This is a genomic window from Thermolongibacillus altinsuensis (genome assembly GCF_004341205.1).
Taxonomy (GTDB): Bacteria; Bacillota; Bacilli; order Bacillales; family Anoxybacillaceae; genus Thermolongibacillus; species Thermolongibacillus altinsuensis.
In genome coordinates, this window is sequence record NZ_SLUL01000004.1 from 71,371 (window position 1) to 85,025 (window position 13,655).

Sequence of the window (13,655 nt, forward strand, 5' to 3'; positions counted from 1 at the left end):
CGAGACAGCTTTTTACAATAATGAAACTAACAACGCTTTTTGCGCGTGCAGGCGGTTTCCTGCCTGTTGGAAAACAAAGGAATTTGCCCCGTCGATCACTTCTTCTGTTACTTCTTCGCCGCGATGGGCTGGCAAACAATGAAGAAACATATAATCTTCTTTCGCATGTCGAACAAGCGCTTCATTCACTTGAAACGGAGCGAATACAGCAAGACGCTCTTCCGCTTCCTCTTCTTGTCCCATGCTCGTCCAAACATCTGTATAAATGATATCTGCATCTTTTACCGCTTCGTACGGATCATGAACAACATGAACCGCCGATCCATTTTCTTTCGCGGCTTCAAGAGCGATATGAACGATTTCTTGTTTTGGTTCATATTTTTTCGGCGTAGCAATCACACAATCCATTCCTACTTTCGCCGCCGCAATCATCACAGCATGAGCAACATTGTTTCCATCGCCAACATAAGCAAATTTTAAACCTTTAAAGCGTTTCTTTACTTCATAAATGGTCAATAAGTCCGCTAACGCTTGACACGGATGATCATCATCCGTTAACCCGTTAATGACAGGAACGGATGCATAGTGCGCAAGTTGTTCCACTTTCTGATGAGCAAACGTTCGAATCATAATCGCATCGACATATTCAGAAAGAACACGCGCTGTATCCGCAATCGTTTCACCGCGTCCAAGCTGCAAATCACTGCTGTTTAAATAAAGCGCATTTCCCCCTAGTTGAACCATTCCTACTTCAAACGAGACGCGCGTACGCGTCGATGGCTTTTCAAAGATCATCGCTAACGTTTTTCCTTGAAGCGGCGTATATCGTTCTCCTTTAAGTTGCTTTCGCTTTAATTCAAGTGCCAATTCAAGTAAATATTCAATTTCTTCCTTTGAAAAATGAGCTAATGTTAAAAAATCTTTTCCTTTTAAATGAACGTTTGTTGCTGTATTCATACACTCACCACTTTGCAAAATTTTTGTTGATCCTGTAACCATTGTTGAATAGAACGTACAGAAAAATCGACACAATCAAATGCTTGTAAAAATAACTGACATGTTTCTTTTTCTGTAAATACGAGCAAATGTCGCGATAAAGCACGCATTCGCTTTTTTGCACTTTGTTCATCTCTGCCAAAGCTGATCAACGCTAATGCTTCTTCTTTTTCGACCCATTCCGCAAACGGTTCGTTTTGTACGACAATCAATCCTTTTTCTTCAATTTCGTTGATTAAATCTGTTACATCTTCACTCGTATCAATGTAGATTTCTTTTGCTCCTTCTTTTTTCTTTAAATATGGATAAAATGCTTTTAATGCCGCTTCTTGTAAATGTTGCGCAATACTAATTCCTTCTCCTGTCGATTTCATCTCTGGACCAACGACTGGATCCAATCCGTTTAATTTATACGTAGAAAAAACTGGATATTTCAACACGAGATACGGAATGGAATGGTCTGTTTTTTTTACGTTTTCCGACAAATATTTCCCAAGCAATAACTTTGTCGCAATTTGGACCATTGGAACGCCTGTCACTTTGCTTACAATTGGAACGGTTCGGCTCGCTCTTGGATTTACTTCTAATACATAAACCGTTCCTTCATGAACGATAAATTGAATGTTCATGATTCCTTTGAATTTTAATTCCACTGTTATTTTTTTGGCGTAATCGATCATCTGCGCTTTTTCTTTCTCGGTTAAAGAGACGGCAGGCAATAATGCATAACTGTCTCCTGAATGCACACCCGCTTTTTCAATATGTTCAATGATCGTTGGGACGAAGATGTTTTCTCCATCACATAACACATCCATTTCCGCTTCTTTCACGCGCATGTATGCATCAATTAAAACCGGATAACCCATTTCTTGTTCGACTAAACGATGGAGCTCATCTTCGTTGTATACAATATGCATCCCTCTTCCGCCAATCACATAGGAAGGGCGAAGCAAAACAGGATAACCGATTTCTTTGGCTTTGTCATACAATTCTTGTTCGTTGTTCGCAACTGTTCCTTTCACGTGAGGAATGTTTAATTTTTTAAGTAATGAATAGAAACGATCGCGGTCTTCCAATTGATCGATCACATCGCTATTCATGCCGATAATATTTATTCCAAATCGTTCCAATTTACTCGCTAAGTTGATCGCTGTTTGCCCGCCAAATTGCACGATCACTTTATCAATCTTTTCAGCTTCTATCACATTTAGCACATCTTCAACGGTTAACGGCTCAAAATACAAACGATCGGCTACGGTAAAATCGGTGCTGACCGTTTCAGGATTGTTGTTAATAAGAATGGCTTCATACCCTTCTTCTTGCAGCGCATAAACACAATGAACCGAACTATAATCAAATTCCACTCCTTGCCCGATTCGAATCGGTCCAGAACCGATAATGAGCACTTTTGGTTTATTGCTTCGCTTTAATTCTGTTTCCCCAAAATAAGTGGAGTAATAATAGGCTGTTTCAGAATGAAATTCAGCTGCACACGTATCGACCATTTTATAAGAAGGAATAATGCCAAATGATTTGCGTTTTTCACGCACTTCTCGTTCATCGACATTCCAAATATAAGCTAAGTAAGCATCGGAAAACCCTTTTTCTTTTAACAGCTGCAATGTATCACGATCGATTTGTTCGAGCGATGTTGCTTTCGCTTTTTGTTCAAGTAAAATGAGCTGGTGAAAACAATTTAAGAAGTAGTGATCGATGTTGGTCCATTCATGAATTTCTTCCGTTGTGATTCCACGGCGAAGCAGCTCTAAGATAGCGAAAAAACGACGATCATCTGCTTGTTGAACCAATTTAATCAATGTCTCTGTTTGTTCTTTTTGCAATTTCGGCGACAAAATTCCGATATGATCCATTTCTAACGAATGAACGGCTTTTTGAAAGGCGCGCTCCAAATTGCGATCAATCGCCATGACTTCTCCCGTCGCCTTCATTTGCGTTCCAAGACGGCGATCGGCAGAGGAAAACTTATCAAACGGAAAGCGCGGAAACTTGACGACCACATAGTCTAAAGCAGGTTCAAAACTGGCGTACGTATCGCCTGTTACCGGATTTAATAACTCCGCTAATGTATAACCCACCGCTAGCTTTGCTGCAATTCTGGCAATTGGATAGCCTGTTGCTTTTGACGCTAATGCGGAAGAGCGGCTGACGCGCGGATTCACCTCAATCAAATAATATTTCTTGCTTTTCGGATCGAGCGCAAATTGAATGTTACATCCGCCGACCACTCCGAGCGCGGAAATAATTTTAATCGCTGCTGAGCGCAACATTTGATACTCACCGTCCGTTAATGTTTGCGACGGTGCAACCACGATCGAATCGCCCGTATGAATGCCGACTGGATCGACATTTTCCATATTGCAAATCGTAATGCACGTATCTGTATGATCGCGCATGACTTCATACTCGATTTCTTTAAACCCTGCAACGCTTCGTTCCACTAAACATTGTGTAATCGGACTTTCTTTTAACCCTTTTTGAACGAGTTCGACAAATTCCTCCATCGTTTGCGCGATTCCGCCTCCGCTTCCTCCTAGCGTATAAGCAGGGCGAATGATAATAGGAAAGCCGATTTTATTGGCAAAACGAATCGCTTCATCAACCGTTGTCACAATTTCGCTTTCCGGGACTGGTTCGTTCAGTTCATACATTAATGCGCGAAACGCTTCCCGATCTTCGCCGCGTTTGATCGATTCAATTGGCGTTCCAAGCAGCCGAACCCCGTACTTTTGTAAAATTCCTTTCTCATGCAAAGCAAAAGCTAAATTGAGCCCTGTCTGGCCTCCTAGTGTTGCCAGCAACCCATCGGGTCGTTCTTTTGCGATAATTTTTTCTAAGCTTTCGACCGTCAACGGTTCAAAGTAAACCGCATCCGCATGTACTTCATCCGTCATGATCGTAGCTGGATTATTGTTTGCTAAAATGACGCGATACCCTTCTTCTTTGAGCGCTAAACATCCTTGCGTACCTGAATAATCAAATTCTGCTGCCTGCCCGATCACAATCGGACCAGAACCGATGACAAGAATCGATTGAAGCGTCGAATCCTTAGGCATACACTTTCTCCTTTCTTGCCGCTTTCATCATTTCTAAAAATTCTTCAAAAATCATGTCCGTATCATTCGGCCCTGGATGAGCCTCAGGATGATATTGAACAGATAAAATCGGTTTCATTTGATGAATCATTCCTTCAACCGAACCGTCATTGACATTTGTAAAGCGAATGGAGAGCGGTGTTTTCGCCAAGCTTGAAGCTTCTACGACATAGCCGTGATTCTGTGATGTCATAAATACTTTCTTTTTCAGTGCATCGTATACAGGTTGATTGGCACCTCGATGCCCAAAAGGCAATTTTTTTGTATTTCCTCCGTAAGCTAGCGCAACAAGCTGATGACCTAAACAAATCGCCAATGTCGGATAATGATCGATAATTGCCCGAATATTCTCCAACTCATGGACGAGTTGCTTCGGATTTCCCGGACCATTTGAAAGCAATACTCCATTCGGCTCAAGTTGGCGAATAACGGAAAACGGCGTATTGTACGGGACAACTGTAACCTTACAATTCCTTTTTAAAAGCGAGTGTAAAATAGATTTTTTGTAACCAAAATCGATCAACACAACGTGCGTATCACCTGTTCCGTACGTTTCGTGATTAACGACACTTACTTGTTTCACAAGCAATTCAGGCTCATTTTCAAACGGAAACGTCGCCGTCGGTTGAGTTGAGATTTTGCCTGGCATCGCTCCTTGATCACGAATTTGTTTAACGACGGCACGCGTATCAACATGAGTAAGCAAAGGAATATTCCATTTTTGCAAATATTGCTTTAAACTGTATTTCGCTTCGTAATGATAACCGTTCGGATTGGCTTCATATACAACAACCGCTTGAACATGTGGCTGTTTGCTTTCAAAATCATGTTCGTTAATCCCGTAATTTCCGATGAGAGGATACGTAAAAACGATGATTTGTTGTTTATAGGATGGATCCGTCAACACTTCTTGGTATCCTGTCATTCCTGTAAAGAAAACGACCTCGCCGCTTACATCGCCATCCAATGCGGTTTCCAACTTTCCGACAAAACTTTTCCCGTTGCTTAAATGTAAATATCCGTTCATCTTCACACCTCAAACGAATTTTTATTTATATAAAAGTATTTTTATTCATTTTATCGTATAAAAGAACAGCTTATGATTGAGATACTATATTGCATGCCGCTAACGACTCTTTCAAAATTTGTACGGCTGTATTTAATTCTTCTTTTGTGACGGTCAAAGGCGGCAAAAGGCGAATGACATTCGGTCCTGCCGATAAAACGAGCAATCCTCTTTCGTGAATTTTTGGCAAGATGTTCGCAACTGCTTCTTTGCAGGCAATTCCAATCATCAATCCTAATCCGCGCACTTCATGGACGATGTCAACATCCGCTAGCGCCTCGGTTAACGCTTGTTTAAAGTACTCCCCTTTTTCCTCCACATCTCTCAAAAAGTTTGAATCAAACACAATGTCGATCGTTGCATTTGCTGCTGCTACCGCTAATGGATTCCCTCCAAACGTTGAACCGTGTACGCCAGGACCGAACGACGATGCTAAAAATTGTTTTCCGATCATCGCTCCAATTGGAAAACCGCTTCCTAATCCTTTCGCGATCGTTATGATATCCGGTGAAACCGAAAAATGTTGATAGGCAAATGGCTTTCCTGTTCTTCCGATCCCGGTTTGCACTTCATCAACAATAAACAAAGCTCCGTATTGCTTGCATAATGCTTCAACTTTTTCTAAAAACGTTTGTTCAGCAGGAACGACTCCTCCTTCGCCTTGGACCACTTCAACCATAATCGTCGCAACGGTTTCGTCCATTTCTTTCTCTAATGCTTCTACATCATTAAATGGTAAATGGATAAACTCTTGTAAAAGCGGACCAAACCCTTCATAAATTTTTGCCTGCCCAGTCGCTGACATCGTTGCAAATGTTCGCCCATGAAACGATTGCCGAAACGTAATCACTTTCGAGCGCCCTGTATGTTTTCTCGCTAGCTTTAATGCTGCTTCATTCGCTTCCGCACCGCTGTTGCAGAAAAAGACAACATCTCCGTCGCAATGTTGTGTGAGCTTTTTCGCTGTTTCTTCTTGAAGAGGAATTTGAAATAAGTTGGATACGTGCCAAACTTGATTGAGTTGCGTCTCAATGGCTTTTTGAACAGCAGGATGACGATGACCAAGGTTACAAACCGCAATTCCTGCCACAAAATCTAAATATTCCTTTCCATCTTTGGCCATTAATTTCGTTCCTTCTGCGCGTTCAACGACGATCGGAAAACGTTGATAAGTTGGAAACAACGCGCTCATTTATAAACCCCCACTCCTTTTTTAATCTTTGTACCGTGTAAGCCATGTATGGAATAAAACGTTGTTTTTCCGCTCACAATCGCGACTTCTTCAAGCGAATCAACAAGCGACTCAAGCGCCGCTTGCACTTTCGGAATCATTCCTCCGTAAATCGTTCCATCTTTCATCATCTCTTGCACCGTTTCTACTGTTGCTTCTTTCACAACTTCTCCCTCACGTAAAATTCCTGGTACATCGGTGACAAACAGCAGTTGATCAGCGCGTACCGCCTTCGCGACAGCGGCAGCGGCTGCATCGGCATTAATGTTATACTTTTGTCCATTTTCATCCATTCCAATTGGTGCAACAACCGGAATGTAGCCATCAGACCATAATTTTTGTAAAAGCGCCTCGTTTACTTTTTTCACTTCCCCGACATATCCGAGCTGTTCTAAATCAATCGGTTTTGCTTCAAGCAAATAATCATCAACTCCTGACAGACCAACGGCGCGAAGCTGGTGAGTTTGGAGCATCGCTACAAGCTTTTTATTCACCTTTCCGCATAAAACCATCTCCACAATTTCTAACACTTCCGCTGTCGTCTTACGCAAACCATTGACAAACTCAAAGGATACTTGTAAGTTTTGAAGCATTTCGCCAATTTCTGGACCACCGCCATGAACAATCACAATATTTGCTTTTTTTTCTTTTAACTCTCGTAAACTTGCGAAAAAAGATGGCGAAAGTTCATTTAAAATGCTTCCTCCACACTTAATAACAACCGTGTTCACGTTCCTTCCCTCCCCCATTACGTGCGATAGCTCGCATTAATTTTTACGTAATCGTACGTTAAGTCGCATCCCCAAGCAACGCCTTCGCCTTCTCCCATATGAAGATCGACATCGATCACAATCGTATCTTGTTTTAAATAATTCACCGCTTCTTCTTCAGAAAATGGAACAGGTTGACTCGCCTTTAACATTTGAATCGGTCCGATAAAAATATCGACGTTATCCGGATTCACTTGCGCTTCGCTGTGACCGATCGCTCCGATAATTCTTCCCCAGTTTGCGTCAGCCCCATAAACGGCCGTTTTGACTAAATTGGAACCGACAATTTTTTTCGCAATCGCCTTCGCTTCTTGATCGTTCACGGCTCCTTTTACGCGCGCTTCAATCAGCTTCGTCGCTCCTTCACCGTCTCGCGCAATTTGTTTGGCTAAATCTTCACATGTTTTCTGCAATGCTTTATAAAACTTTGGCCACTCCGGATGTTCAACCGTTAATTCATTGTTTCCTGCCAATCCGCTCGCCATCACAACGACCATATCATTCGTCGACGTTTCACCGTCTACCGTAATTTGATTAAACGACACATCTGTAACCGAACGTAAAGCGAGCTGTAACGTATCAGAAGAAATATTGGCATCCGTCGTAATAAACGCCAGCATCGTTGCCATGTTCGGATGGATCATCCCAGACCCTTTGGCAGCTCCGCCAATCGTCACCTTTTTCCCGTCAATGATCGTTTCATAACATGCTTTTTTCATCACTAAATCGGTTGTTAAAATCGCCGTTTGAAAATCAACTGCTCCTTCTTCTGTCTCAACTGGCTCAAGCTTTTCAATGCCTGCATGAATTTTTTTCATCGGTAATAACTCCCCAATGACTCCCGTCGATGCAACGGCAACGAGATGTTCCTCTAAACGAAACTTTTTCGCGCATATGGCCCGCATTTCGTATGCATCTTTCAATCCTTGTTCTCCCGTGCAAGCATTCGCATAGGCGCTATTCACAACGATGGCTTGCAGCTTCTTTTCTTTCGCAATGCTCTCTTGCGTTACTTTAAGCGGTGCTGCCTGAAAGTAGTTTTGTGTATAGACAGCTGCGCATGAAGCAGGAACATCGCAAACAATGACACCTAAATCCTTTTTTGTATAACGCAATCCAGCATGAACTCCTGCCGCTTTGAATCCCTTTGGCGTCACAATCGTCCCTTCAGAAACATATTTCACGCCGTCTTCTTGTTTTGCTATGATCATTTTCAATGGTTTCACTCCCTTTATGGATAAATCGGTATCGATGTTAATCCTGTATCTTCTTCCCATCCCATCATGACATTTAAATTTTGAATCGCTTGCCCTGCTGCCCCTTTTACTAAATTGTCAATCACAGAAACAACGGTCACTCTGCCTGTACGTTCATCATAGGAAAGACCGATATCGCAATAGTTTGAACCATAAACTTCTTTTGTGCTTGGAAAGTTGCCAGCTTCACGAATACGGACAAATTTACAATCTTTATAACTTTCTTTATATAACTCTACTAATGTTTTTGTTGACAATGGTTTCGTTGTTTTTGCATAGATTGTTGCCATAATTCCTCGCGTCATCGGAATTAAATGCGTACTGAACGTGATCGCTCCTATTTTTTCATTCCAACTGCGCAACATTTGTTCAATTTCAGGAATATGCTGATGTTCATTCACTTTGTATATTTTTACATTCTCATTTGTTTCAGAAAAATGAACAGCTAACGAAACATTTCTCCCTGCCCCGGATACACCCGATTTAGCATCGACAATAATGGATTGCTCATCGATCCACTGATGTTGAACGAGCGGTGCTAATCCAAGCAATGTCGCCGTTGGATAACATCCTGGATTTGCAATCATTCGAGCGTTACGAATGGACTCTCGATTCCATTCAACAAGTCCGTAAACAGCCTGTTTTAATGAGTCAGCAGGAGGCGGCGTCTTTTTATACCACTTTTCATACACGCTCCCATCTTGCAAACGAAAGTCCCCTGATAAATCGATCACTTTCAAACCTTTTGCTAATAAACTTGGTGTTAATCGACTAGAGACGCCGGGGGGTGTCGCTAAAAAAACAACATCTGCGTTGATTGCTTCTACATCAATTTCATGTAAAATCCATGTTTCCTCAGAAACAACATGGGGATAAACTTCCGCTAATGAAATCCCCGCTTGTGAAGAAGAATGCACCGAATGAACTTCAACATGCGGATGATGTTTTAACCAACGCAACAGCTCAACCCCACCATAGCCTGTCACTCCAATGATGGAGACTTTCATAAAAATTCCCTCTCTTTCCAAACCAACTAAATTAGTTATCATTATAATACTGCATAAAAATAAAATCAAATGTATATTTAAATATTTTTGATATTATCTGACTTTTTTATTAACATACAAATAGTGAAAATATATCAATCATATTGACTGTGCTCCATTTTTCCTTTTAAATCGAATTTAAGAGGAAACGAAAATAAAAAAGGTGGTTATTTTATGCCAACAGCACCGATCTCCTTGTCCGGTTTACTTCCGATGATTCATCATTACATTGACCTTAAAAAAGGGGACTATATATTTCGTGAAGGAGATCTCGCAAACGAACTATATATCGTTTGCAGCGGAAAAGTTCAACTAAGCAAAATAACTCCAGAGGGCCGTGAATTATCGCTGCGGATTTGTGACAAGGAGGATTTATTCGGAGAGGTCATTCCTTTTCAATCTTTCACAAAATGCGCGCTTAGCGCAAAAATGATGGAAGATGGGAGATTAGCGGTCATTCCGCAACAAACATTAGAGGAAAAGCTAACCATTGACCATTCGTTCGCTTTGGAATTTATGCAATGGATGAATTTGCAATTTCGCCGTACGCAAACAAAAATACGTGATTTAATTTTGCACGGAAAAAAGGGAGCGTTATACTCGACGCTCATTCGCCTCGCGAACAGTTATGGGGTGGAAACAGAAAACGGTATTCTGATCGATCTTCCATTAACCAATCAAGAACTCGCCAACTTTTGCGGAAGTGCTCGTGAAGTGATCAACCGCCTTCTTAAAGGGTTGAAAGAAGACGAAATTATTTCCGTTAATAAAGGAAAAATTACCATTCATAATTTGCAGTATTTGAAAGATGAAATTCATTGCGAAGGGTGTCCCATTGATATATGTAATATAAATTAAGCCGACTGAATTCGTCGGCTTTTGTATCATATAATGATCATAATTGCAAATGCAAAATAGACGGAATTGACAATTTCGTAAATACCGATCTTTTTAATGGACAACGATTTTCCATAAAAATAAACCGCACGAACGAGACTCGGAACATAGGCAAGAGCAATGAATCCATTTCCGCTTATAAAGAGCAATAAAATCAATCCGCTATGAAATCCCCACGATGCCCATTTATATAACGGATTATTCTTTTCGCGAATCATCGTTTTTACGTAAAAGGTGCTACCGACAAAAAAGAGGATCGATAACATAAAAACGAAGAATGCCGTTTCATCCACTTTCTGAACGCCAAGATAATAGCTTCCTAACGCTCCGATCGAGAAATTGATAATTGCGCAAATATCATTGAAGAATGCCCGTTCTTTTTTAATTTTCGCAAAATATAAATTGACAAGGAAAAACGGAATCATGGCTAGTCCAAAATAGATGATTCGCCAATTAGACAAAACAGGAAAAATCAAAGCGATTAGCGCTGCAACAGAATAAATGATAAACCATTTTTTCTTTTCGGCATCTGCTTGTTTTTTGACAACAGCAAGAAATAAATAAGTCGCTAAATAAAGAAAAAACCAACCGACAAATAACGGAATATGAAGCCAAGTAAACGTTCCGGCATCCATTCCAAGAAGAAACGGGATGATTAACATCGCCCAAGCTCCATGCTGCTTTGGAATGACCATGTTGTTTCCCTCCGCATGTTAAATACGTTGATTTATTTTTATTTTAAACGAAACATCCCTGCTATGTTAGTGAACTGTATCACAAATTTGTGAAAATGAACGGGTTGTTTCATGATGGAAAAACCCATCGAGACTTATATATGATAAGCTTAATTTTCCGACATAAACAAGCTTTTCTGCCACTTCTCCGAACGAAAACGCCATCAGACAAATGAATTTGTCTGTCATGCGTTTTACGTTCGGAATCGGCATGCTTCTAGCATGCCGGGGCGGCAAGAAAAATCTTGCCGCCTATGGCAGAAAAGCGGTCTTCTATTCATGATGAGATATGTCGGAGACTCAACTTGAATCTATTATAGTCGACATGATTGGAACGTTTCGACAAACGGGGAACAGATTGAGGGGCATGTTGGTGGATTAGAAAAAAATTTGTGAATAAAAAGGGAAAAACCCTTTTTATTCACAAATGGCGAATAAACCATTGTACGGTTTCTAAAAATGCTTCACGCGTCACTTTATGCCCTGCCTTCTCATCAGAAATGAATTTCAATGGTTCATGAGACGACTGAATTTGCTTATAAAATTGATATGTATGCTCATAAGGAACAACATCATCTTGCTTTCCGTGCCAAAGCAAAAGCGGACGGCCATTTAATTTTTCTGGCTGCAATGAAAGATCGTAACGAGCCAATGTCTCTCTCGTTTTTTTCAATTCAACATCCGAAAGCGGAATATGAAACCCCCTTTTTTGCGCAAACTCCAGCTGAAGATCAAAAAACTTTTGATAACAAGGGCTTCCCATCAACGATACCGCCGCCTTAATCCAATGGTGCTGCGTTAAAGCACCAAATGTAACAATTCCCCCCATTGATGTACCAGCAAGTCCAATTCTTTGTTCATCAACAAGATTTTGTTGCACAAGCGCATCTTTTATTTGTTTAATTTCTTCAATCGTTTGCAGCACGATATTCCAAAACGAAAAATTCAACTGTTGTTCCGTTAATTCATTTGGCCGCTCGCCGTGATACAACGCATCAGGCAAAATGACACGATATCCCGCTTCTGCAAGCAAATAGCCAAAATGAAGATTATGTTCCTTCGCACTTGTAAATCCATGAATAAACATGACAAGTGGCAACATATCATTTTTATAATCCGCTTTTACAACGTGTAAACAAGGAATGTTCGCAATGCGTTCGCGGATGATTAATACCATTCTCTCATCTCCCTAACCCTCTTTTCTCAACATAATAATTTTACCATGTAGACAAACTTTTTGGAAAAACGTTACACTAAAAACGAAAAAATTATAATGAAAAGGAGTTACGTATGGAAAAACATTTAATTGCGCTCGATTTAGATGGTACATTGCTGAAAGATAATAAAACGATCTCACCGTATACAAAAGAAATCATTTTTAAAGCAAAAGAGGCTGGACATATCGTTGTCATTGCAACAGGAAGGCCATATCGAGCAAGCAAAATGTATTATGAAGAGCTTGATTTAGCAACCCCAATCGTGAATTTCAACGGAGCCTTTGTCCATCATCCGAAAAATAATCGTTGGGGAATGTACCATACTCCCCTTGAATTAGAAACGGTGAAAGAAATTGTTTCTGTCAGCGAAAAATATAAAGTAAAAAACATTTTGGCTGAAATTATGGACGATGTATATTTTCATGAACACGATGAACAACTTCTCGATCTTTTTAATTTAGGAAACCCTAACGTGCAAGTCGGCAATTTGCGCACCATTTTACGCAAAGACCCTACGTGTATTTTAATTCACGCTGATGAAAAACATGTCGACCAAATTCGTACATATTTGTCGGAAGTGCATGCAAACGTCATCGATCACCGTCGTTGGGCAGCTCCATGGCACGTTATCGAAATTGTGCGCACAGGTGTCAATAAAGCGGTTGGGTTACAAAAAATTGCTGAATATTACGGGATTCCGCGCGAACGAGTCATTGCCTTTGGCGATGAAGATAATGATTTCGAGATGATTGAATGGGCAGGGTATGGAATTGCGATGGGCAATGCGATTGACGACTTGAAAAAAATTGCGGATGATGTAACAAAGACAAATGAAGAAAACGGAGTCGGTTTCTACTTGCAATCGTTATTGAAATTGTAGAAAACATTCCCTTACTAATCGTTTCAGAAATGAGCAAAATACAACTGACGCCAAAAGCGTCACAAGCAGATAAGGGGGAATGTCGTTTGAGTAAACGAAATAAATCGAAGCGCTTCATTCAAAAAAGTGTCGATGCTATTCAAAAACACGACGAGCGAATTCCTTACCATATGACATATGCAGAAGCGGAACAGCGAAAAGCGGAAAAAGCAGACCATTCTTCACTCGGGGGATTTTAAACGATGGGAAATCCATTATTTCAAAAAGCGCGCGAATCTGTCTTAGCAGCTAAACAATCGACAACGAATCGAGAAAAAGCGATTGCCGTCGCCAAAAATGCGCTCTCTTCTGCGTTTGCTCAATCAACAACAGCGGAAAAAAAGCAACTTCACAAATTGCAAGATGAACTCGATTCCTTATAAAAAAACAAAGCTGCGAATCGTTCGCAG

General features: G+C 40.7%; 14 protein-coding genes. 4 read left to right on the plus strand and 10 right to left on the minus strand.

Annotated features, from left to right (window positions below; all coding sequences use genetic code 11):
• Positions 1–12: 12 nt before the first annotated feature.
• From argF to argC, 7 genes are all read right to left on the minus strand, one after another.
• On the minus strand, positions 13–957 hold the full coding sequence (argF, locus tag EDD69_RS04590) for an ornithine carbamoyltransferase (RefSeq protein WP_132947794.1): 945 nt from the start codon (positions 955–957) through the stop codon (positions 13–15).
• Positions 954–4,070 (minus strand): carbamoyl phosphate synthase large subunit, encoded by a 3,117-nt coding sequence (locus EDD69_RS04595; RefSeq protein ID WP_132947795.1) that lies wholly within the window; start codon positions 4,068–4,070, stop codon positions 954–956. The genes argF and EDD69_RS04595 overlap by 4 nt, the downstream gene beginning before the upstream one ends.
• Positions 4,063–5,136 carry a carbamoyl phosphate synthase small subunit gene (locus EDD69_RS04600; RefSeq protein ID WP_132947796.1) on the minus strand — a complete coding sequence of 358 codons (1,074 nt, stop codon included), beginning with the start codon at positions 5,134–5,136 and terminating at the stop codon, positions 4,063–4,065. Before EDD69_RS04600 ends, EDD69_RS04595 begins: the two co-directional genes overlap by 8 nt.
• 70 nt (positions 5,137–5,206) lie before the next feature.
• The gene (locus tag EDD69_RS04605) at positions 5,207–6,367 is read right to left on the minus strand and encodes an acetylornithine transaminase (RefSeq protein ID WP_132947797.1); all 1,161 of its coding nucleotides are present in this window, start codon (positions 6,365–6,367) and stop codon (positions 5,207–5,209) included.
• The gene (argB, locus tag EDD69_RS04610) at positions 6,364–7,137 is read right to left on the minus strand and encodes an acetylglutamate kinase (protein ID WP_424565332.1); all 774 of its coding nucleotides are present in this window, start codon (positions 7,135–7,137) and stop codon (positions 6,364–6,366) included. The genes EDD69_RS04605 and argB overlap by 4 nt, the downstream gene beginning before the upstream one ends.
• A gap of 17 nt (positions 7,138–7,154) precedes the next feature.
• Positions 7,155–8,387: a bifunctional ornithine acetyltransferase/N-acetylglutamate synthase gene (gene argJ, locus EDD69_RS04615; RefSeq protein ID WP_132947967.1), complete on the minus strand. Its 1,233-nt coding sequence runs from the start codon at positions 8,385–8,387 to the stop codon at positions 7,155–7,157.
• Between the two features lie 20 nt (positions 8,388–8,407).
• Positions 8,408–9,439 (minus strand): N-acetyl-gamma-glutamyl-phosphate reductase, encoded by a 1,032-nt coding sequence (gene argC / locus EDD69_RS04620; RefSeq protein WP_132947799.1) that lies wholly within the window; start codon positions 9,437–9,439, stop codon positions 8,408–8,410.
• A 213-nt stretch (positions 9,440–9,652) separates the two neighbouring features.
• Here argC and EDD69_RS04625 point away from each other — a divergent pair, with 213 nt between their 5' ends.
• Complete coding sequence (locus EDD69_RS04625; RefSeq protein ID WP_132947800.1) at positions 9,653–10,336, plus strand: Crp/Fnr family transcriptional regulator; 684 nt, start codon at positions 9,653–9,655, stop codon at positions 10,334–10,336.
• A 26-nt stretch (positions 10,337–10,362) separates the two neighbouring features.
• Here EDD69_RS04625 and EDD69_RS04630 read toward each other — a convergent pair whose 3' ends face one another.
• The 3 genes from EDD69_RS04630 to yjfP all read right to left on the minus strand — a co-directional run bounded on the left by EDD69_RS04630 (position 10,363) and on the right by yjfP (position 12,286).
• A complete protein-coding gene (locus EDD69_RS04630) occupies positions 10,363–11,070 on the minus strand; it encodes a YwiC-like family protein (RefSeq protein WP_132947801.1) in 708 nt (235 codons plus the stop codon).
• 66 nt (positions 11,071–11,136) lie between these two features.
• On the minus strand, positions 11,137–11,346 hold the full coding sequence (locus tag EDD69_RS04635; protein WP_132947802.1) for a hypothetical protein: 210 nt from the start codon (positions 11,344–11,346) through the stop codon (positions 11,137–11,139).
• A 184-nt stretch (positions 11,347–11,530) separates the two neighbouring features.
• Entirely contained in the window at positions 11,531–12,286 is a 756-nt protein-coding gene (gene yjfP, locus EDD69_RS04640; protein WP_132947803.1) for an esterase, read from the minus strand.
• Between the two features lie 113 nt (positions 12,287–12,399).
• On the opposite strand from yjfP, the gene EDD69_RS04645 reads away from it, so the two are divergent.
• From EDD69_RS04645 to EDD69_RS04650, 3 genes are all read left to right on the plus strand, one after another.
• A complete protein-coding gene (locus EDD69_RS04645) occupies positions 12,400–13,206 on the plus strand; it encodes a Cof-type HAD-IIB family hydrolase (RefSeq protein ID WP_132947804.1) in 807 nt (268 codons plus the stop codon).
• Between the two features lie 86 nt (positions 13,207–13,292).
• A complete protein-coding gene (locus EDD69_RS15250; protein WP_165871728.1) occupies positions 13,293–13,445 on the plus strand; it encodes a hypothetical protein in 153 nt (50 codons plus the stop codon).
• Positions 13,446–13,448: 3 nt separating this feature from the next.
• Positions 13,449–13,628, plus strand: a complete 180-nt coding sequence (locus EDD69_RS04650) for a DUF3813 domain-containing protein (protein WP_132947805.1) — start codon at positions 13,449–13,451, stop codon at positions 13,626–13,628.
• Positions 13,629–13,655 lie beyond the last annotated feature (27 nt).

Excerpts from the sequence above, each read along its gene's own strand:
- EDD69_RS04595 (WP_132947795.1), bottom strand. The coding sequence starts at position 4,070 with ATGCCTAAGGATTCGACGCTTCAATCGATTCTTGTCATCGGTTCTGGT.
- EDD69_RS04605 (WP_132947797.1), bottom strand. The coding sequence starts at position 6,367 with ATGAGCGCGTTGTTTCCAACTTATCAACGTTTTCCGATCGTCGTTGAA.
- yjfP (WP_132947803.1), bottom strand. The coding sequence starts at position 12,286 with ATGGTATTAATCATCCGCGAACGCATTGCGAACATTCCTTGTTTACAC.
- argF (WP_132947794.1), bottom strand. The coding sequence starts at position 957 with ATGAATACAGCAACAAACGTTCATTTAAAAGGAAAAGATTTTTTAACA.
- EDD69_RS04630 (WP_132947801.1), bottom strand. The coding sequence starts at position 11,070 with ATGGTCATTCCAAAGCAGCATGGAGCTTGGGCGATGTTAATCATCCCG.
- EDD69_RS04600 (WP_132947796.1), bottom strand. The coding sequence starts at position 5,136 with ATGAACGGATATTTACATTTAAGCAACGGGAAAAGTTTTGTCGGAAAG.
- argC (WP_132947799.1), bottom strand. The coding sequence starts at position 9,439 with ATGAAAGTCTCCATCATTGGAGTGACAGGCTATGGTGGGGTTGAGCTG.
- EDD69_RS04645 (WP_132947804.1), top strand. The coding sequence starts at position 12,400 with ATGGAAAAACATTTAATTGCGCTCGATTTAGATGGTACATTGCTGAAA.
- EDD69_RS04650 (WP_132947805.1), top strand. The coding sequence starts at position 13,449 with ATGGGAAATCCATTATTTCAAAAAGCGCGCGAATCTGTCTTAGCAGCT.
- argJ (WP_132947967.1), bottom strand. The coding sequence starts at position 8,387 with ATGATCATAGCAAAACAAGAAGACGGCGTGAAATATGTTTCTGAAGGG.
- EDD69_RS04625 (WP_132947800.1), top strand. The coding sequence starts at position 9,653 with ATGCCAACAGCACCGATCTCCTTGTCCGGTTTACTTCCGATGATTCAT.